This window comes from Chondromyces apiculatus DSM 436 (assembly GCF_000601485.1).
GTDB lineage: Bacteria > Myxococcota_A > Polyangia > Polyangiales > Polyangiaceae > Chondromyces > Chondromyces apiculatus.
Map to the genome: position 1 here is coordinate 1 of NZ_ASRX01000003.1, position 20301 is coordinate 20301.

At 71.9% G+C, this 20301-nt stretch carries 15 protein-coding genes; 4 read left to right on the forward strand and 11 right to left on the reverse strand.

Annotated features, from left to right (window positions below):
* From CAP_RS01750 to CAP_RS49670, 5 genes are all read right to left on the reverse strand, one after another.
* The coding region (locus CAP_RS01750) for a HEAT repeat domain-containing protein (RefSeq protein WP_044235367.1) at positions 1 to 2609 on the reverse strand (2609 nt) is incomplete at its 3' end.
* 61 nt (positions 2610 to 2670) lie between these two features.
* Complete coding sequence (locus CAP_RS01755) at positions 2671 to 4392, reverse strand: TolB family protein (protein ID WP_156040398.1); 1722 nt, start codon at positions 4390 to 4392, stop codon at positions 2671 to 2673.
* Positions 4393 to 4512: 120 nt separating this feature from the next.
* Positions 4513 to 6249 carry a TolB family protein gene (locus CAP_RS51825; RefSeq protein ID WP_081864457.1) on the reverse strand — a complete coding sequence of 579 codons (1737 nt, stop codon included), beginning with the start codon at positions 6247 to 6249 and terminating at the stop codon, positions 4513 to 4515.
* Positions 6250 to 6498: 249 nt separating this feature from the next.
* Complete coding sequence (locus CAP_RS01765) at positions 6499 to 7440, reverse strand: hypothetical protein (protein ID WP_044235373.1); 942 nt, start codon at positions 7438 to 7440, stop codon at positions 6499 to 6501.
* A 950-nt stretch (positions 7441 to 8390) separates the two neighbouring features.
* The gene (locus CAP_RS49670; protein ID WP_156040399.1) at positions 8391 to 8537 is read right to left on the reverse strand and encodes a hypothetical protein; all 147 of its coding nucleotides are present in this window, start codon (positions 8535 to 8537) and stop codon (positions 8391 to 8393) included.
* A gap of 31 nt (positions 8538 to 8568) precedes the next feature.
* Here CAP_RS49670 and CAP_RS01770 point away from each other — a divergent pair, with 31 nt between their 5' ends.
* A complete protein-coding gene (locus tag CAP_RS01770; RefSeq protein ID WP_044235374.1) occupies positions 8569 to 9375 on the forward strand; it encodes a tetratricopeptide repeat protein in 807 nt (268 codons plus the stop codon).
* Positions 9376 to 9487: 112 nt separating this feature from the next.
* Here CAP_RS01770 and CAP_RS49675 read toward each other — a convergent pair whose 3' ends face one another.
* From CAP_RS49675 to CAP_RS49680, 3 genes are read right to left on the reverse strand one after another with little or no spacing between them, the layout of a single operon-like run.
* Positions 9488 to 9649 carry a hypothetical protein gene (locus tag CAP_RS49675; RefSeq protein ID WP_156040400.1) on the reverse strand — a complete coding sequence of 54 codons (162 nt, stop codon included), beginning with the start codon at positions 9647 to 9649 and terminating at the stop codon, positions 9488 to 9490.
* Complete coding sequence (locus CAP_RS01775) at positions 9646 to 10311, reverse strand: AAA family ATPase (protein WP_156040401.1); 666 nt, start codon at positions 10309 to 10311, stop codon at positions 9646 to 9648. Before CAP_RS01775 ends, CAP_RS49675 begins: the two co-directional genes overlap by 4 nt.
* A complete protein-coding gene (locus CAP_RS49680; protein WP_156040402.1) occupies positions 10241 to 10777 on the reverse strand; it encodes an AAA family ATPase in 537 nt (178 codons plus the stop codon). Before CAP_RS49680 ends, CAP_RS01775 begins: the two co-directional genes overlap by 71 nt.
* Positions 10778 to 11098: 321 nt before the next feature.
* On the opposite strand from CAP_RS49680, the gene CAP_RS51830 reads away from it, so the two are divergent.
* On the forward strand, positions 11099 to 11488 hold the full coding sequence (locus tag CAP_RS51830; RefSeq protein ID WP_197040951.1) for a nuclear transport factor 2 family protein: 390 nt from the start codon (positions 11099 to 11101) through the stop codon (positions 11486 to 11488).
* 18 nt (positions 11489 to 11506) lie between these two features.
* Here CAP_RS51830 and CAP_RS01785 read toward each other — a convergent pair whose 3' ends face one another.
* The gene (locus CAP_RS01785; protein ID WP_052373956.1) at positions 11507 to 12511 is read right to left on the reverse strand and encodes a penicillin-binding transpeptidase domain-containing protein; all 1005 of its coding nucleotides are present in this window, start codon (positions 12509 to 12511) and stop codon (positions 11507 to 11509) included.
* 110 nt (positions 12512 to 12621) lie between these two features.
* Between CAP_RS01785 and CAP_RS01790 the strand changes: the two genes are divergently transcribed.
* Entirely contained in the window at positions 12622 to 13431 is an 810-nt protein-coding gene (locus tag CAP_RS01790; RefSeq protein WP_044235384.1) for an ATP-grasp domain-containing protein, read from the forward strand.
* Positions 13432 to 13465: 34 nt separating this feature from the next.
* On the opposite strand, the gene CAP_RS01795 is transcribed toward CAP_RS01790, so the two are convergent.
* Positions 13466 to 16282 (reverse strand): helicase-related protein, encoded by a 2817-nt coding sequence (locus CAP_RS01795; RefSeq protein WP_044235386.1) that lies wholly within the window; start codon positions 16280 to 16282, stop codon positions 13466 to 13468.
* A 59-nt stretch (positions 16283 to 16341) separates the two neighbouring features.
* On the opposite strand from CAP_RS01795, the gene CAP_RS01800 reads away from it, so the two are divergent.
* Positions 16342 to 17637 (forward strand): Rpn family recombination-promoting nuclease/putative transposase, encoded by a 1296-nt coding sequence (locus CAP_RS01800; RefSeq protein WP_044235387.1) that lies wholly within the window; start codon positions 16342 to 16344, stop codon positions 17635 to 17637.
* A 34-nt stretch (positions 17638 to 17671) separates the two neighbouring features.
* Here CAP_RS01800 and CAP_RS01805 read toward each other — a convergent pair whose 3' ends face one another.
* A complete protein-coding gene (locus CAP_RS01805; protein ID WP_044235389.1) occupies positions 17672 to 20224 on the reverse strand; it encodes a dynamin family protein in 2553 nt (850 codons plus the stop codon).
* Positions 20225 to 20301: the final 77 nt, after the last annotated feature.

Sequence of the window (20301 nt, forward strand, 5' to 3'; positions counted from 1 at the left end):
CCCACCCCACCGCTCCCCCCTGCCGCGCGACCGCTGCTCCCCCCCGCAGCCCCCAGCACCCGACCGCAGCGCAGACCCACGCTCGCGTTGCGGTCATCGCTCGCGCACCGCGCCAGCGCCCGCGCGTCCGCGACCCCTTCCTTGTCGGCATCCCGCGCTCCCCGCGCCAGGTGGTCCGCCGCCGCGAGCCGCACCGCCTCCGCCGGGTCCCGCGCCAGGAGGTCCCGCGCCAGCGCCCTCTCGCAGCGCGCCCCCGCCACCGACAGCCCCGAGAGCGCGTTCGCCCTCACGTAGGGCCGGCTGTCCCCGAGCGCCCCGCACAGCACCCCCGACGCAGCCGCCGGGTCCTTCGCCCGCGCCGCGACCCGCCCCACCGCCGCCGCCGCGTTCCCCGCGACCGCCACATCCGGGTCCTTCAGCGCCGCCCCGAGGAGCCCCACCGCGTCCTTCCCTCCCACCGCACCGAGCGACCACACCGCACTCGCCCGCACCCCCGGATCTGCATCCCCCGCGAGCCGCCGCAGCGCCGCCGCGCCCCCCGCGTTCCCCGCGTTCCCCGCGTTCCCCGCGTGCCCGGCGAGCGCCTCCGCCACCTTCCGCCGATCGTCGATGCTCCCCCGCGAGAGCCGCTCGAGCGCCTCCCCTGCCGCCTTGTCGCGCGTCCTCCCCAGCCCCTCGATCAGCGCATCGCGCGCCACCTCCGGCGCGCTCGCCACCGCGGCCTCCACCGCGCGCACCACCGCCGGATCCTGCGTCCTCGACAGCGCCCCCGACAGCGCGATCCCGAGCGCTCCCCGATCCTGCTCCGCCGCGACCGTCAACCGCTCCAGCAGCACCTTCGCGGCCCCCGGGCCCGCCACCCGCGACAGCGAGATCGCCGCCCGCAGCCGCACCTCGGGCGACTCGTCGTCGAGCGCGCCGAGCAGCGCCCGCTCCACGGCAGCGCCCGCGCCCGCGCCGAGGCGCAGCGACCCCAGCGCCTCCAGCGCCGCCAGCCGGAGCGGCGCCGCGCTCACCTTCACCAGCGGCAAAAGCGCCTCCTGCGCCCGCGGCGAGCCCGTGCGCCCGAGGAGCCGCGCCAGCTCCACCCGCTCGTCGATCGGCGTCCCCGCGTCGTTCAGGAGCGCCCGCGCCGGGTCCACCGCCCGCCCATCCCCGCGCGCCGGATCGAGCAGCGCCATCGCCGCGCGGATCGCCTCGCGGCGCACCGACGGATCCTCGTCCCCGAGCAGCTCCAGCACCGTCGGCAGCGCCTCCGGAGAGCCCATCTCGGCCACCGCCTTCAGCCCGAACCGCAGCGGCACCGCGCCCCGCTGCATCCCCCGCACGATCGCCTCGCGCCCCTCGGCGGCCTTGAGCCGCCCCAGCACGAGCGCCGCCCCGGCCCCGGTGTTCCCGAGCGGCGACCCCGAGAGCGCGGCCGCGAGCGGGGCGACGGCGCTCTTCCCCGTGGAGACCAGGGCGTCTCGCACCGCCGAGCGCGGCGTCCCCGGATCGTCCTTCGCCAGCGCGCCGATCAGCACCTTCACGGCCGCCTCGGAGCCGATCCGCCCGAGCGCGCGCAGCGCAGCCTCCCGCACCTCACCCCGCCCTGCGCGGTCGTCCATGGACCGGCCGCCCGGGACCGGCATGCGCATCGATCCGAAGCTCGCCGCGAGGTCGGCCTCGTCCTGGGTCGCGAGCGGCGCGATGGCCACCGTCGCCTCGTCGGAGCGCAGCTTCCCGAGCGCGTTCACCGCCTCGATCCGCACCTCGGCCGCCGCGTCCTGCAACGCCAGCATCAGCGCGCTCACCGCCCGCGCGTCCCCCAGCTCTCCGAGCGCGCGCGCCACGGCCCGGCGCACCTCGGGCAGCGCGTCCTGCACCTTGCCGATGAGCGGCACCACCGCCCGCGTATCGCCGATGCGCCCGAGCGCGCGCCCCACCTCCGCCCGCACCTCGGGCTCGTTGTCGTCGATGTGCCCGAGCAGCGGCGACACCGCCTCCGCCATCCCTGAGCTGCCCATCGCCGCCGCCGCCGCCACCCGCACGTGCGGGTCCGGATCGCCGAGCACCCGCCCCAGCGCGGTCACCGAGCGATCCGTGGGCGCCGAGCGGATCACGTCGCACGCCGCGAGGCGGATGCGCGCGTCCGTCTCGCTCAGCCACTCGACCACCAGATCCCCCGCCCTCGGGATGCGGAAGCTCACCGCCGCCTGGGCGATGCGCAGCCGCACCTCCGCGTCCGGATCCGCGAGCGACCGCGAGATGAGCTGCTTCGCCGTCTCCGGGGGCAGCTCCCCGATGCGCTGCGCCGCCATCCGCCGCTCCGCCACGTCCCCGGAGGTGAGCGCCCGCGCGATCTGCTCCGGCACGTTCGGCCACAGGAAGGCGTGCGCCTCGGGGACGAGGCCAAGCCCGGCACGGCTGAGCGGCGTGAGCGGCGTGAGCGGCGTGAGCGGCGTGAGCGGCGTGAGCGACGTGAGCGACGTGAGCGGCGTGAGGTGGACGCTCACGAGCGCGGCCAGCGCGGGCAGCGCGGCGAGCACCGGCTGCGCCGCCAGCGCGGTGGCGAGGGGCGAGCGCCGGCTGCGGCGAGGGCGGGGCCCGACGGGGAGGTCGCGCGACATCCGCGGAGCTTAGCCCGAACTGGCCCCGCAGGGAGGCGGGCGTGTCACTGCGGCGGGCGTGTCACTGCGGCTCGGGGATCTGGAACACGTCCCAGGCCGGGGTGTGGTTGTTCTCCTCGGGCGGCTGCGAGGTCACGTAGATCGCCGGGTAGGTCCGCTCGACGGTCTCCACCCCGTTCACCACCGCGGTGACCACGCCGCTCACGTAGAGCTGCGGGTTGCCCGCGGGCCGCCGCTTCGACGAGTAGGTGAGCCAGTAGTACCGCTTGCCGTCCGCGATCTGCACGCTCGGCGCCCAGCGCGGCCACGAGTTGGTGATCCCGGGGCTCGGCTTGCCCACGCACGCCGGCGGGTCGTTGCCCTCGATGCGCACCGCGTCGCCGCCGGCCGCGGGCACCACCATCACCTCGGCGTTGGGCTCGTCGTAGGAGTCGTTGCCGGTGTTCGCCGCGATGCGGTTGAAGGCGAGGAACCGGTCCTCCGGAGAGATCACCGGGTAGAACTCCCAGTAGCCAGGATCGCTCGCCCCCGCGAGCGGCGTGGCGTTGCCGCCCTGGCGATCGTTGAAGGGCACCGTGTAGATGTCCATGGTCGGATCGTTGGCCGAGACGCCCGCGACGACGCCGCTCCCGGAGACCTCCGCGGAGACGTAGGCGATGGTCGTGCCGTCGTGCCACCAGGTCGGCGAGGTGGCCTGCCGCGGATCGCCGGTGCGCGCCAGGAGGCCCGACCCCGACGCCGGATCGGCCGCGTGCAGGTTGGTCCACGCCAGCGCGCCACGGTTGGCCGTGGACGCGTCGTAGAGGACGGTGATCGCCACCGCGTCGGTCGCGCTGTAGTGCGCCTCCGAGAGCACGGGCGCGCCCTGCGTCGGACGCGCCAGGAGATCCAGCGCCACCTGCGACACGGTCTGCGCAGGCGGCGTCGTCGACGTCCCGTCCGCCGAGCGCGCCGACACCGCGCGCGCCCCGGAGGGCGTGAGATCCCGGGTGAAGAACACCAGCTTGCCGTCCGGCGACGAGGTGTGGCAACTGACGCAGTTGGTGTCGTCGCTGACCTGCGCCGGAGCGATCACCGTGGTCACCTGCTCGTCCCCCACCGTGAACCCCCGGAACGCCGTCCCTCCGGAGCTCGACCAGTACACGATGCTCCCCGGCGCCTCGACCGGCGCGAGGTGCACGACGCCGCTCGTGCCCACCAGCGGCGCGCTCACCAGCGCCCCGTTCTCGATCTGCGCGCTGCGCACCTGCACCTCCACGTCGTGCCCGGCGCTGTTCTGCGCCAGCCCCTCCCACATCTCCCGCGGGATCGTGTAGAGCGGCTCCGGGGTGTAGACCACCAGCTCATGCGGCTGGTTGTCGACCTTGAGCCGCAGCTCGATGACGTTGTGCCCCGGAGGCGGCGTCCACTCGAAGCGGAGCGGCGTCCAGTTCTTGGGGACGAGCGCCTCCATGGCCGGCTCCGAGACGCAAGGTCCACCCGGGTCCGTGCCCGGCATGCCGTTGAAGATGTCGGCCACGTTCGTCGGCAGGTCCCCCACGACCTGCGGCGTCGCGGGGAAATCGTCGACCGTCGGCGGGATGAGGGAGCTCGACGAGCCACCGTTGCCCCCCGCGCCCCCCGCGCCACCGTTGCCGCCAGCGCTGGTCGGGTTGTTGTTGTTCGAGGAGGCGGAGGACGACGCTCCGTCGCCGGAGCACGCGACGCTGCCGAACAGGCCGAGCGCCGTGGAGCCGGCGATGGCCACGAGAAGAGCGAGCCCGAGGCGGGGAGAAGACTGCATGATGCGCCCGATCATCGGGGAGCAGGCGCGGGCGTCAAGCAGGGCCCGCGCCGGAGACGTGCCGAGAGGAAAGATTCCGACGTGGAGCCATGAAGCCCCGCACCCCGGCGTGCGCGCGGATCACTGCGGCTCGGGGATCTGGAACACGTCCCAGGCCGGAGTGTGGTTGTTTTCCTCGGGCGGCTGGGTGGTCACGTAGACCGCCGGGAAGGTCCGCTCGAGGGTCTCCACCCCGTTCACCATCGAGGTGACCACGCCGGCCACGTAGAGCTGCGGGTTGTTCGCCGGCCGCCGCGTCGACGAGTAGGTGAGCCAGTAGTAGTTCTTGCCGTTCGCCGTGCCCACGCTCGGCGCCCATCGTGGCCAGGAGTTGGTGATCCCCGGGCTCGGCTTGCCCACGCACGCCGGCGGATCGTTGCCCTCGATGCGCACCGCGTCGCCGCCGCCCGCCGGCACCACCATCACCTCGGCGCCTGGCTGGTTGTACGAGTTGGCCCCCGTGCCCTGCGCGATGCGGTTGAAGGCGAGGAACCGGTCCTCCGGCGAGATCACCGGGTAGAACTCCAGGAAGCCGGGATCGCTCGCGCCCGCGAGCGGCGTCGCGTTGCCGCCCTGCCGGTTGTTGAAGGGCACCGTGTAGATGTCCAGGTTCGGATCCTCGGGCGTCACGCTCGAGACCACCCCGCTGTGCGAGCTGGGCGCCGAGACGTAAGCGATGGTCGTCCCGTCGTGCCACCACGTCGGCGACACCGCCGTCCGCGGATCGCCGTTGCGCGCCAGGATCCCCCACCCCGACGCCGGGTCTGCCGCGTGCAGGTTGGTCCAGGCAAGCTCCCCGCGGTTGGCCGTCTCCACGCCGTAATAGACGGAGATCGCCACCGAGTCCGTCGCACTGTAGTGCGCCCCCGAGAGCACCGGCGCCCCTTGCGTGACCCGCGCCAGGAGATCCAGCGCCACCTGCGAGACCACGTTCGCGGGCGGGACCGTCGACATCCCGTCCGCCGAGCGCGCCGACACCGCCCGCGCTCCGGAGGGCGTGAGATCCCGGGTGAAGAACACCAGCTTGCCGTCCGGCGACGACGAGTGGCAACTGACGCACCCCGTGTCGCTGCTGACCTGCCCCGGCGTGATCACCGTGGTCACCTGCTCGTCGCCGACCGTGAACCCGCGGAACGCCGTGCCCGCAGAGCTCGACCAGTACACGATGCTCCCCGGCGCCTCGACCGGCGCGAGGTGCACGACCCCACTCGTGCCCACCATCGGCGGGCTCACCAGCGCCCCGTTCTCGATCTGCGCGCTGCGCACCTGCACCTCGACGTCGTGCCCCCCGCTGTTCTGGGTGAGCGACGCCCACATCTCCCGCGGGATCGTGTAGAGCGGCTGCGAGGTGTAGACGACCAGATCATTCTCCTGGTTGTCGACCTTGAGCCTCAGCTCGATGACGTTGTGCCCCGGAGGCGGCGTCCACTCGAAGCGGAGCGGCGTCCAGTTCCGCGGGACGAGCGCATCCATGGTCGGCTCCGAGACGCAAGGTCCCCCCGAGTCCGTGCCCGGCATGCTGTTGAAGACATCGGCCGTGTCATCCGGCAGCACGTCCTCGATCTGCGGATCGGCCGGGAACGCGGGCGGCGGCGGCGGGATGACCGTCCCCGAGGAGCCGCCGTTCCCGCCCACGCCACCGTTGCCCCCGGTGCCACCACTGCCACCAGCGTTGGTGTTGCTGCTCGTGGTGTTGTTCGACGTGTCGGACGAGGCCTCGCCACCGCCGGAGCAAGCAGCGCTGCCGAACAGACCAAGCGCCGTGGAGCCAGCGATGGCCGCAAGAAGAGTAAGCCCAAGACGAGGAGAGGACCGCATATGCCCCCGATCATCGGGGAGCAGGCGCTGGCGTCAAGCAGGGAGACTCACGCCGGAAAAGTCCTTGGCCTGAAGGATGAGACCGCACCAGCGTGACGCGACGCGAGGCGGCGCGGTGGCGCGGGAGGAGACGGGAGGGAGAGATGCGAGCCCGCGGCGGGATGTGACGCGCAGGCTCGCGGAGGGACAGGAGACGGACAGAAGAGAACGGTCGAGGAGGGAACGTTCGAGGAGGGAAGCTCGGACGGGTCAGCTCACGGCGGGAGGCGCAGCAGGCGCCGCGTTCACCCGGGCCTCAGGGGGTGGCGCAGCGGGCCCTGAAGCAGCCGCAGAAGTAGCCGCGGAAGCAGCCGCGCAGGTGCCGTCCTTCGAGGGTCCGGTGCCGGTGGTGTTGTCCGTCGAGGGCTTGGTGTCCTGACCGTTCCCCTTGGGACCGTCGCCCTTCGACCCCTCGCCCACCTGCGTGGGATACAGGTCGGACAGGGAGAACACCGTCACCAGCGCCGGCTCCCCGAGCGCCTTGCTCGCCACGTCGGCCGCCTCGCGCGCGCTGCGAACCAGCTCGAGGACGATGCCGTCGACGAGATCGAGCCGCTCGGTGTGCTCCGGCGTGCCGAGGGGCCCGGCGACCGCCTTGTCCGCGCCGTGCAGGCCCGTGGCACACGCGAGGAGATCCGTCACCGCCTTCGGACCGCCGCGCTCGGCGACCACGGGCGCGATGGTGGCATCGCCGAAGACCGCCCGCAGCTCGTCGAGCTGGATGGCCATGGGCGCCGTTTCCCTGACCGCGAGCGAGGTGCGTTCGAGCACGCTGTCGATGAGACGCACAGCCTGCTCAGGCTCGGCGCCGGCCGTGCGGGCGAGGTGCCGGCGGGCGTTGCCGAGCACCGAGCGGGCGCGGAGCCGGACCTCTCCCGCGTCACGCAGGGCCCGCTCATACCCGAGCGCGGATTTCTTCTTGTCGGTGCGGCGGAGCGCCCGGAAGCCCCCCGACGTCACCAGCTCGTCACACGCATCTTCAAGCTCCTCCGCGTCATCCAGCCCGAAGCCGAAGTCGGCGAGCTTCGCCCCGTGGACTGCCAGCGCAGCGAGGGTCTTGCGGCCCTGCGCGAGCACGACGTCCGAGCCAAACCTCTGTCCTGCTGCGATCAGTTCTGCGCGGCGGACGGGTGCAATATTCGTGAGATCCATGCATTCCTCCCAAGCCAGACAATTCTGGCGATCAGACTGCGCAAGGAGTTATGCACCCGGCCGGGACGGCGCAAGGTGTGAGAATAAAAATAACGGTGAAAGCAACTTTCCGACGAATGTGTGCGATTCAAACTCACCAGGTGGGCGAAAGAGCAGGCAAATGTAACCAGATGTAACAGTGGAAGGCGGGATGACCGAACGCCTGAAAGGCACCGGGACCTCGGTTTTGCCGCCGGGGAGAAACTTCTGCGCCGGGGGTGAACAAGAGGCACCGGGACCTGGCTGATCAGCACCGGGACCTCGGCGGACAGCACCGGGACCTCGGCGGACAGCACCGGGACCTCGGCGAACAGCACCGGGACCTCGGCGAACAGCACCGGGAGTCCCCGGGAGCGCCGAGTCCTGACATCCCTCACCCGGCGCGGCGGGGTGGACGGAGGGGAGGAGCGCGTGACATGCGCCAGGTGCATGCGTGATGGTGGCGACGGCGCGCCTCAAGCATCCTGAGGTGCACGGGAAGCGAGGAGCACGGCCGAGAGACGACGACGCTCGCGCCTCACCTCACCGCCATGGAGATCCCGCGCGACGTCGCGCGCTGGCTGCTCACAGTGATAGCAAGGCCCGCTGCCTGACCAGGCTGGACGAGCTTGGCCAGCGCGAAGGCGACCCGACCAGCGCGCCACGACCCCGACCTCGATCTGACCCCCACTGCCTGCGGGCGGGAGGATGTCGCTAACGGAGCAGGGACAAGAAAATGCGTTCTCCTCGGGCGGGACGCACTGGTCGCGCGCATCACGGGGCCTCTGGTGCTGGTAGTGCCGGCGGCGAGGGCGGCGGAGCTCTCGGAAGCGTGGCGTCTCCTGGGAGACGCGGCGCTCGACCACGATGCGCTGGACGAGGCCGCGCAGGCCGCGCGGGAAGCGACGCGGCTCGCCGGAGAGGCGGTCTCCTCAATCCACCTCGCCCGCGCCCTGCACCTGGAGGGCGAGGTGGCCATGCGCCGCGGCGACGTGGAGGCGGCGTGGCTCGCGTACGGGCGCGCGCTGGGCCTGCACCGCGAGACGCACGACCGGCAGGGCGAAGCCCGCTGCCTGCACGCCGTGGCCGACCTCGCCACTCCGCGCCTTGATGGACGCCGACGAGCCTCCGCCTGCCGGGGCGCTGGCGGATGCATGGCACGAACTCGGCGAGCAGATGTTGCAGTTCCACGCCCTCGATGACGCACAGATTATGGCAGCCGAGGCCAAGCGGCTGGCAAGCAGCGTCCAGTACATGGGAGGCGTCGCCATGGCGCTGCACCTCGAAGGCAGCCTCGCATTGCAGCGCGATGAGCACGATGCCACACGCGGGTACGACGACCTCGCCCTAGCCATCTTCCGCACCGTCCACGACCGCCTCGGCGAGGCAAACTGCCTTCGGAGCCTGGGCGACCTCGGCAGGCACGTCGACGATCTCGACGCCGCGCGCCAACACTACAACCTTGCCTTGGTCATCTACCGCGACATCCAGCACCGTCTCGGCGAGGCGAACTGCCTGCAAGGGCTTGGTTTGCTGTCGCTGGCATTGCAACGCCCCTCCGAGGCGTTCGCGCGCTTCCAGGAGGTGCTCCGCGGCTTTCGCGATATACGGGATCTGCGCGGACAAGAGGCTGTACATGGCTACATGGCGCGCGCCGCGCTGGCGGCTGGTGCGGGTGACCAGGCATTGGTGCTCGCGGAGGCATCGCTGGAGATCGGCCGAACCATCAGCGATGCGGTATCAGCAAAGAGGCTCGTCCTCAGGCTCGCCCGGGAGCGCAGCAGCATGGATCCCGAAGCGTGGCGTGCGCTGCAGGAACAGGCAGAAGACAGCCGCAAAGCTGCCATCGACGCTGCGCGGGAGCGACTCCGCGCAGCAGATCGTGATGTGTACGACCTACCGTCTCCCCTCCCCTGACGGCAACCTCGCGCAACCTCATCTGCTGCGTGGATGGTGGCCAGAATCGCCTGCCACGCCAGCCCTAAAATCCACACGCGCTCAGCGTACCGCCGCGATTCGCTGCTCCAGCTCAACGATCTCGGGGCGAAGCTGCCGTATCCGCGCGTAACGAGCGGCAGACGATCACCTTCGCCTTACGGCCGAGGTGCACGAAGAGCGCCTCGACGATGGGCTGAAGCACCATCGCGTCTTTCCGGAAATCCTCAGGGATGACCAGGACGCGGTAGCTCATTCGGCGGCCTCGTGCTCCGCGTCGGCCATCAGCTCGGCCATGTCTTCCAGCCAGCCCGAGGCGTGGAGGCGGGAGAGGTCCTGGGTTTCGAGGATGCGTTCCAGGTCGGGCAGCTCGGCGATGCGGCGGATGCGGCTCTCGTCGGCGCCGCGCAGGCGGTAGACGAGCAAGGCTGCGGCCCGGGCCTCGGGGCTGAGGAAGCCGAGGAGCTGGGGGGAGTGGGTGGTGGCGATGACCTGGACGCCGCCGGTGCGGCACTGCTGCTCGATGAGCTGGACGAGGAGGTGGAGGCGGGTCGGGTGGATGCCGTTGTCGATCTCCTCGATGACGTAGGTGCGCGTCGGATCGGCATCGAGCAAGGCAGCGAGCAGCGCGAGGAAGCGGAGGGTGCCCTCGGAGGCGCTGTGCGCGGAGATCTTGCGGCCGCTCTGCTCGACGAGGTGGACGAGGACGCGGCCGGAGAAATCCTCGGGGAAGGTGAAGTCGACGACGTCGAGGGGCGTCAGCGCGCGGAGCCATTCAAGGAGGGTTCGTTTACGGGCTTCGTCGCGGCAGATGGAGAGAAGGGCGGAGGAGAGGCGCTCGCCGCGGTCACCGAGGATGGGCTGACCAGGGAGCGAGGGGATGCGCATCGCGACCGGGGAGAGGTCGAGGAAGCGCATGGAATGCAGGACAGGGAGCGCAAGCTCTACGATGCGCAGGCGCTCCGCTGCTTTGTGCGCGGCCTGGATGAGCACGGGCTTGCTGGCGATGTAGGTCTGCGCCGGGCCAGGGCGGCCGCGGCGATTCCGCCTCCATAGACGGACGGTGAGACGATCCCTGGTTTGCCGAAAACCCCCGGCTTGTCGCGGATGCCAGCGCCCACGGAGAACTCTTGCTTCCTTCGAACGCGATCTCCCGGGTACCTCCGCGGATGCCTGCCCACTGGCGCTCACCACCCTCGCCGAACTTCTCGTCGATGATCTCCGCGAGGGAGTAGCCCTGGCCGATGCCGTGCAGGAAGCGGAGCGCGTCGCGCAGGTTGCTCTTGCCGGAAGCGTTGGTGCCCACGATCAGGGTGAACGGGCCGAGCGGAAGGGTGACGTCCCGGAAGCTCTTGAACTGGCGGAGGTGGAGCGAGGTGAGCATGCGGTGAAGGCGCTCGGCGACAGGAGCGGCGCTGTCGAGCGTACGTTGGGAGGCTCTTGGTTGCACGTGCTGGTCCACGTCGGCACCACCGGACGGTGCTCCGGATACATGAAGTGTGCGTGGGGTCAGTGCCTCGGACGCGGAGAGGAGCCACGCCTCGCCCCAGCCGGAGAGTTCGACGCGCGATCGGATGCCGTCGGGCGCCGAGGGGTGAGCGCGCGCGGACGGGCCGAGGAGTGGACCACCGCGCGCCAGAATGGACCTGCGCGCACCAGAAGTGTTCAGATGCGCGCCGGGGGGCTCAACGAAGGAGTGGACGTGATGGCAGGCGCGAACGTGGAGCTTGTGCAGCAGGTGTACGCGGCGATGGGGCGGCGCGATCTGGAGGCGCTGTTCAGGATGATCGCGGAGGACGTGAAGATCGTGCAGTCGAACGCGATGCCCTGGGGTGGGTGCTACGAGGGGCACGCGGGGATGCGGGAGTTCTTCGGGAAGCTGGGGGCGAAGATCAAGTCGGCGGTCGCGGTGGAGCGGTACATCGAGGCCGGGGAGCAGGTGGTCGCGATCGGGAGGACGCAAGGGGCGACGCTGGCCACGGGGAAGACGTTCGATGTGCCGGTGGCCCACGTGTGGACGGTGAAGGAGGGGAAGGTGACGGAGCTGCGGCCGTACATCGACCATCCGACGATGGAGCCGGCGCTCGAGACGTGAGCACAGCGGCTGCGCGCGTCAGGGAGCCTTGGCGGGGGGCGGGGCGGCGCCTTCGGGGATGAAGCCGAGGGACTGCAGGATCTCGCGGGCGAGAGAGACGCGCTTCTGGGGGGAGAAGTTTTTCCAGATGCCAGGGCCCTCCATGTTGAGGGCGTAGTAGGCGACGTCGTCGCCGCGCTCGACGTAGCCGACGAGCCACCCAAGCTCGCGCGCGGGGTCCTCGGCGCTGGTGCCGGTCTTGCCGCTCAGGCGGTAGGCGGACGAGTCTTCGAGGACCAGGATCTGCTTCACGGCGGCGGTGGCGCGGGCGGAGACGCCGAGCTTGCCTTCGTGGAAGCGCTGGAGGAAGCGCACCTCTTCTTCGGGGGAGATGCGCAGGCCGCCGCTCAGCCAGAAGGTGTCGATGCGGGGGGTCGTGTCCTGGTTGCCGTAGTCGAACTGGCGCAGGTAGGTCTGCATGCGCTCGGGGCCGATGCGGCGGGCGATCTCCTGGTAGTACCAGACGACGGAGTTGCGGAAGGCGCTCTCCAGGGTGTGCTCCTTGCGCGTCCAGGCTTCGGGCCACCACGCCTCCTTGGGGGCCTTGGTGCTGTCCCAGGCGATGGCGAACTCGGGGCCGCTGGCGACGCCGGTCTCGACGGCGATGAGGGAGTTCGGGATCTTGAAGGTGCTGGCAGGGGTGAAGCGGGTGCGGAGGCGCTCGGGGTTGTAGCGGAGGGTGCGGCCCGTGCGGGGCTGGTGGACGAGGAAGGAGCCGGTGAGCTTCGCGGGGGCGAAGAAGCGGGAGAGGTCGACGATCTCGTCACGCGCGGGGGGCTGGGCAGGAGAGGGCGGCGTGGGGGAAGAGGCGGAGGGGGAAGCAGAGGCGGCGGTCGCGTTCGAAGCCGCGGTCGAAGGGAGATCTGCGCCGACGGAAGGAGCACTGGAGGGCGCTGGCGCTTCCGCGGAAGAGGACGCAGGCGGCGCGGAAGGCGCGCAGGCGAGGAGCAGGATCAGCGGAAGGACGCGGGTGTGAGCCGTCATGGCGTGCGGCTTAGAACACGGCAGGGATGAGGGCAACCGCCGGTGCGCGGGGGAAGTGAGCCACGGAGCTTCCGGGGTCGCGCCATCGCCTGTGCTGTAGGCTCTCTGCCATGGAGACGCGGTTCCTCTTCATCACCGGCGAGCCCGCGGCGGCGCTCCCGCTTCTGAAGGAGCGCGCCGGCTGGGGCGCCGTCGTCTCGGCGACGACCTTCGACGTGACGGCAGGGCGCCTGCACCGCCGGAGGAACGACAGCGACGATTTCCGGGGCGTGCTGTACTTCGCCGACGTCCGCGACAAGGATCTGGAGCGCCACACCCTGGGCCAGCTCGCGGCGCACGCGATTCCCTGCTGGCCCGATCCGGAGATGCTGCTCGCGGTGTCTGCGCGCCACGCGGCGCTCGCGCGGTGCGTCGCCGCGGGGCTCGTCGACCATCCGGTGGTGCAGGCGGAGTTCACCCGGGAGCCACAGCTTCCCTTCCCGTACGTGCTCAAGGTGGGCGAGGAGCACCGCGGAGAGGGGAAGCACCTGATCCGGTCCGCGCGCGACATCCCGCGGTGGGAGGGGGTGGCGTCGATGGAGCCGTTCTTCAAGGGCGAGTCGGTGCGGGTGCTGCTGCTCGGGGAGCGCGCGTTCGGGGCGCGGATCGTCAACAAAGGGTCGTGGATCAAGAACGGGCCGGGCGCGTCGTTCGAGCCGTGGACACCCGGCGAGGCGATCATGGCGCACGCGCGGCAAGCGATGCGGCTGTTCGGGCTGGAGATCGCGGGGGTCGACTACGTGATCGATGGGAAGGGGTTCCACTTCATCGAGGTGAACCCGTTCCCGCGCGTCGGGCTCTCGAAGGAGAGCCTGGAGGTGGCGGTGGCGATGTTCCGGGAGGCGATGGGGGCGATCGAGGGGCGCGCGGCGCTCAGGTGACGAGGGCGGCGCGGAGGATCGAGGGGCGCGGCGCTCAGGTGATGAGGGCGGCGAGGATGGGCGTTGCGGCGGCGAGGATGGACGCGGCCTCCTCGGTGTCGGTGGGGCGGCGCAGGTCCTGGAGGAGGGCGGTCTCGGCCTGCTGGAGGGCGGCGGTGAACGCGGTGAGCAGGGCGGCGGGAGGCGCTGGATCGCGCGGGAGGGCGGCGGAGACGAGGGCGCGGAGGAGCGGGGCGCGGTGGGGGGCGTGCACGGGGTGGCGGGCGCCGTCGGGGTGGACGAGGAAGGCGTGGAGTGTCGGGGGGTGCTCGGTGGCGATGCCCTGATCGAGGTGCACGGTCTGGCGCACGGCGACGAGGATGCCGAAGGGGCCAGGGTGAGGGCGCGGGGTGGTGTCGGGCCAGCGGAGGTGGGCAGCGCCGGTGGGGAGATCGGGGAAGACGGCGGCGCGGAGGGCGGCGGCGAGGAGAGGGAGGTTGAGGCCGAGGGGGCTTGCAGGGGTGCCGTCGTCGCGGGTGACGGGCATGCCGGCGGTGTCGGCGCAGGTGTAGGGGCGGCCGTCGAGGGTGAGGACAGGGGCGTGCTCGGGGGTGGCGAGGATGTCGCCGTCCTGCGCGAGGAAGCGGAGGGCGGTGAAGCCTTCGGCAGGGGTGGCGGCGAGGGCGCGGCGCGCGAAGAGGGAGAGGTCGTCCCAGGTGGCGTCGCCAGGGTCGAGGGTGCGGATGGCGCGGCGCTCGGCGGCGTGGCGGTCGTGGAAAGCGCGCCACTCCTCGAAGCCGCGGTGGACGAGGTCGGAGAGGCGGGCCTGGTCGGCGTCGTCGAGGGGGCCGAGGGGGGCGCGGCCGAGGAGGTCCTGGAGCGCGTCGGGAGGGACGAGGGACATGACGCGGGAGAAGAGGGCCTCGAAGCGATCCGGGGGGACGAGGGCGCTGGCGATGGTCTGGAGCTTGTTGCGGGCGGCGGCGTAGGTGTCGACCTCGCGGCTGTGGCGGGTGACGAGGGTGTCAATGAGGATGGTGCGGCGGGAGAGGAAGCGATGGACGCGGCCAATGCGCTGCTCAAGGTCCATGGGGTTCCAGGGGACGTCGAGGTGGACGAGGCGGCGGGCGATCTGCAGGTTGAGGCCTTCGTTGCCGGCGGGCGAGGAGACGAGGAAGCGAGGGCCGCGGGGGTCGCAGAAGGCTGCGAGCTGGCGGGTGCGGGCGTCGTCGGTCTGGCCGCCGAGGATGAGCGCAGGCGGGGCGCCGGTGCGGCGGGTGAGGTAGGCGGCGAAGGCGGTGACGGTCTCGATGGGCTGGGCGAAGAGGACGATCTTCTCGGGGACGGTGGGGGAAGAAGAGGCGAAGGGAGAAGACGCGGCGGAGAGAGATCCGGCTGCGGGGGCGGCGAGGAGGTGGTCGTAGAGGAAGTGCCAGCGGGCGTCGTCGGTGCGGAGGAGGTGGACGGCGTCGCGGAGGAGCGGCGCGAGGCGGAGGGGATCGGGGCGGAAGCGGGCGTCGTCGTCGGGGTCTTCGAGGTCGTCGAGGTCGTCGGTGTCTGGGTCGTCGGTCTTGCGGGCGATCTCGCGGGAGAGGCGGGCAAAGAGGACGCTCGGGGGTTCGTCGGGAGGGCCGAGGCGGTAAGGGCGGAGGGCTTCGAGGGCCGGGAGGAGGGCGGGGAGGTCGTCGAGGGTGAAGCCGGCGCGGATGGCGTGGCGGACGAGGTAGCCGAGGCCGGCATGGACGCTGGAGGTGGCCCACTGGAGGGCCTGGGCAGCACGACCTCCGGTGGTGTGCTCGGGGTCGAAATAGCGGTGGATGGCTTCGAGCCAGGCGCGGTGCTCGGGGGCGAGGTCGAGGACGAGGGGAGGGTTCACCTGGCGGCGGGGGAAGAGGGGGCGGCCCTGCCAGTCGTGGACGTCTTCCTTGGTCCGGTAGATGACGCGGCCGGCGAGGGCGGTGTCGTCTTCGCCAGGGAGGCGCAGGAGGCGGAGGAGGTTGCGAAAGCGATCGGGGTGGCCCTGGTGAGGGGTGCCGCTCATGAGCAGGAGGCGGCCGTGGGCGCCGAGGCGCTCGGCGAGCTGGGCGACGAGGCGGTGCTGGGCGCCAGGGCGGCCGCCGCGGGGGGCGTCGTGGGGGACGTCATCGGAGAGGTGGTGGCACTCGTCGACGACGATCATGTCCCAGGGAGGGGCGGCGAGGACGTGCGGGAGGTGGGCGTCGAGGGAGGCGCGGTGGATGCTGGCGACGACGCGGGGGTCGTCGAGGGTGGCGTCACGATCGGTGGGCGTTGCGACCCAGGAGCGAAAGGCGAGGCCGAGGCGATCGAGCTCGCGGCGGACGTTGCGGGTGAGGCGGGCAGGGGCGAGGTAGAGGACGCGGGCCGCAGGGTCGCGGGCGAGGACTTCGCGGATGAGGAGGCCAGCCTCGATGGTCTTGCCGAGGCCGACTTCGTCCGCGAGGAGGGCGCGGCGGAGGTGGGGGGCGTGGAGGAGGTGCTGCACGACGCTGGCCTGGTGGGCGAGCGTGACGATGGGGTGGGCGTCGAGGCGATGCTGGGGATCCTCGACGAGGAGGAACCACGCGAGGAGGCGGGTGAGGCTGCGCTGGGTGAGGGCGGTCCAGGTGTCGGAAGGCGCGGGGCCGCGGGCGAGGAGGTCGGTGGGGGCGGGGGCCGGTTCGAGGCGGCGGGCGTCGAGGTGGACGTCGATGGGCGGCGGGACGGAGGCGCCGTCGGCCCAGAGGCGCGCGGGGGGGCGGAGGAGGTCGACCTCGTCGAAGCCGAAGCTGTGGCGCACGCGCAGGGGGGCGCAGAGGGTGAGGTCTCCGGGCTTGCGGACGAGGGCGAGGGGCGCGTGGCGGGGGTCGTTCATGAAGAGGGCGGATTGTTGGGGAGGGCGCGGGGGGTCCGGTAGGGTGCGCGAGGTCGACCATGTCCCGTGCTCGTTCGCGCGCAGGTGCGCCAGTTGTAACCGGAGACGAGGGGCGCCGCGAGCCACGCGGTGGCAGGAAGCGCGTCGCAGGGGAGAAGCCGGCAGGGGAGAAGCCGGCAGGGGAGAAGCCGGCAGGGGAGAAGCCGGCAGGGGATGGCGAGGCGGCAAGGGGCGGTGAAGCGCCGGGGGCAGCGAAGGCGGCAGGGGCGACGCCGCACGATGGGCTCTTCCAGTTCACGTTCGGCAAGGTCGAGCACGCGGCGCCGGCGCTGAAGGCGGTGCTGCCTGGAGCGCTCGCGGCGCAGATCGATTTCTCGACGCTGCGGCTGGAGCGGGGTCACTTCGTGGATCCGAAGCTCGAGGAGCGCAGGAGCGATCTGCTGTTCTCGGCCACCATGGGCGGGCGCAGAGGGCTGATCTACCTGCTCTTCGAGCACCAGAGTTACGTCGACCCGCGGATGCTCCTGCGCATCCTGGAGTACATGACGCGGATCTGGCGGGCCTACCTGGAGCAGCACCCCGAGGTGAAGCGGCTGCCGGTGGTGCTGCCGGTGGTGCTGCACCACAGCAAGAGCGGGTGGCGGGCGGCGCGGCGGTTCGAGGAGCTGCTCGACGTGAACGGGGCGCTGGAGGAGGCGGCAGGGGAGCTGCTGCTGCGCTTCGGGGTGGTGCTGGACGACATCAGCCACGTCGAGGACGAGGAGCTGTCCCGGAGGGCGCTGAGCGCGCTCGGCAAGGTCGTGCTCCACCTGTTCCGCCATGCGCGGAGCCCGGAGGAGCTGCTGGGGCGGCTGCAGGGCTGGGCGGTGGCGCTGCGCGCGGTGGTGGCGGCGCCGGAGGGGGGAGCAGCCATGATGGCGGTGATGGAGTATCTTCGGAGTGTCACCGGGCAGGACAGGACCGAGGTGGTCATGGCAGTGCGCGAAGCAGTCGGCAGAACCGAGGCGGATCGGGTCCTCTACGCGAGCGAGTACCTCAAGGAGGAAGGCCGGGAAGAAGGCCTGGAGAAGGGCCGGGAGGAGGGCCGGGAGGAGGGCCGGCTCGAAGGGGAGCGGAGGATGCTGCGGCGGCTGCTCGAACGACGCTTCGGGGAGCTGCCAGTGCAGGCCGTGGAGCGCGTGGACGAAGCGCCGCTGGATGCCCTGGAGAGCATGGCGGAGCGGCTGCTCACGGCGAGCACGCTGGAGGAGGTGCTGGAAGGAAAAGGCGAAGCTCGGCGGAGCCGTGCGGCCGGGAAGAAGCGCCAGGTGGGGGCGGGCCGCAAGGTGAAGCCCCGCGCAGCCCGCAAGGGGTAGAGAGGCTGCGCGTCGGGCTCAGTGCGCGTCGGGCTCAGGCCGGGGTGGCAGGGGCAACAGTGACGATGCCAGGAGCAGGAGCGGCGGGAGCAGCGGGGGCAGCGACAAGGGCGGCAGCGGGAGCGCTCGCGACGGCAGCGGGGGCGATGGCGACGGCGGCGGGGGCGGCGCGGAGGACGGCGTCGATCTGGTCGAGGACGCCCTGGCGGCGCTGGGCATCGCTGCGGCGGATGCTGTCCTGGTGGGAGCCGACGATGGCGTCGCGGGCGCTCTCCAGGGGGTTGCGGTAAGCGGCGAAGCGGTCGGTGATCTCGGACTGCACGGCGTTGTAGTTGTCGCGCAGGACCTTCACGGCGGCAGGACGCGCGATCTCGACGACGCCGGCGGCGAGCTCCTCGCCGAAGAGTTCGAGGATGCGCTGCTTGACCCCGGCGCCGACGTCGCTCTTCTGGTCGACGAAGGCCTGGCAGCGGGCGCGGACGCGAAGGACGAGCTGGGCGTAGAGCTGGGCGCGGACGTTCTTTTTGAGCTCGTCGACGGCCTCCTTGCCGATGGAGGAGAGATCCTGGGTCTGGGCGACGAGGTTCTCGTGGAGGGCCTCGACGAAGCGGCCCTGGACGCGGGCGTCCTGGCTGCGGGCCCAGGCGACGACCTCGGCGACCAGGGCGACGTAGTCGTCTCCGAGCTCGGCGGTCCTCTTCCGGAGGGCGGCGAGGATGTGCTTGGTCCAGACGACGGTGATGGGCTCCTCGAAGCGGAGGGCGAGGTCGTTCGGGAGGTCGAGGTGGATGCCGCGGTTGCTCACGTGGGCGCCGCCGCGGCGGACGGTGGCGCGGAGGGTGGCCCAGTGCATCTTGCGGAGGCGGCCGAGGGATCGGGCGATGTCCTCCTTGGCTTCGAGGCTCGCCGCGTTCACCTGGGCCTCTATCTGCGCAGGGAGGCTCTCGCGGAGGAACTCGCGAAAGGCGCCCTGGCGGGCGTCGAGCTCGCGCTGCTTCGGGGCGAGAAAGGTCTCGAGCTCCTCGCGGAGCTGCTGAGCCTCCCGCTCAGCGCGGGCGCCTTGCTCCCACTCAGCACGGACCAGGTCGAGGGCGGCGCGGGTGCGTCGCTGGAAGTCGGTGCGGGCCGCGGTGAGCTGGGCCTCGCGGCGGGCGCGGACGTCGAGGGCGAGGGCACGGAAGGCGGTGAGGAGCTGGGGGAGGTGGGACTCGTCGGGGCTCTTGATGCGGGGGCGCTCCTCGTCGTCCTGGAGGTGCCAGAGGCGGTACTGGGGGGCCGAGACGGCGTGGATCTGGACGGTGTCGAGGACGCGCGCGAGGGCGGCGCGGCGCTCGTCGCGCGTGGCGTCGGGGCCGTCGGCGGAGAGCTTTTCGAGCTCCTGGCGGAGCTGGGCGCGGGCGACCTCGATGGCGCGGGCGTGGATGTCTCGCCAGTGCTCGCCCCACTTGCGGGCGGCGCCCGGCTTGAGGAGCTTCTCGTCTTGCCAGGCGGCGTCGGCGGACTGGTCGACCTTGACCATGACCACGGAGAGGGCGACGGGATCGGCCTCGGGGTCGTCGCTGTCGTGGAGGAGGCGGTTCAGAAAGCCGGTGGAGCGGAGGAGGTCGGCGCTCGCCTCGGTGACACCGGCGCGGTCGACGACGAGGACGATGGCGCGGGCCTTGTCGCGGATCCAGCCGGCGGTGACGTTGCGGTACTCGTCGTTGGCGACGCCGACGCCGGGGAGGTCGACGAGGGTGAGGCCCTCGCGGAGGGCGTCGGCGTTCCAGCCGACGTCGAGCTTCTTGATGAGGGGGGCGAGGAAGCCCGAGGCGTGCTCGCGCAGCTCGCGGAGGAAGCCTTCGAGGTCACCGCCTTCGCGGCGCTCGCGGTGGGCGTCGCCGCGCAGGGGGAGGTGGATGCTCTCGCGGATGGCGGCGATGCGGCGGCGCTCGTCGGCAGTGGGGGCGCGGCCGTTCCAGCGGGCCGGGAGCGCGAGGACGGCGCGGAGGGCGTCGAGGAGGAAGGGGGCGTCGATCTCGCCCTGCTGGTCGCCCTGGATCAGCAGGCGGACCTGGCGCTCGTAAGCATCGATCTTGTCGCGGGCGCCCTCGGTGGGGGCGTCGGGGGACGCGAGGGGGACGGCGGCTTCGGCGTCGCGACGGTCTTCCTCGTCGAGGGGGGCGGCGACGGCCTCGGTGGCGGCGAGATCCGCGGCGCGCTTCTGGGCGACCTCGTGGGCGCGTTCGAGGGCGAAGAGGATGCGGTTGAGGGCCGTCGGGGGGAGGTAGGTGGCGCGGAAGTAGGGGGCGTCGGAGAAGCGGACGACGGTGGCCTGGGCGGTGAGAGGGCCGACGCCTCCGTGGGGGAGGAGGTTGTAGCGCTCGGAGACGAGGGCGTTGAGGAGGGTGCTCTTGCCGACACCCGCGGCGCCCAGGAAGCAGGCGGCGACGTCTTCATCGACGGTGCTCGCGAGCTGGCCGAGGCGTTTGCCCTGCTGGTCGAGGGCGGCGAGGTCGGACGGGGCGTGCTCCTCCAGGAAGGGGCGGGCTGCGCGGGTGTACCACTCGAGCAAGGTCGTTTCGGTGGATCGGGAGATCGGTGACATCGGTCAACTCCGTGAGGTTAACGGCATGGGGCGGTAGGGCCCCGTGCTGCTCTGGTGAATCGTGGTCATGAAATCAC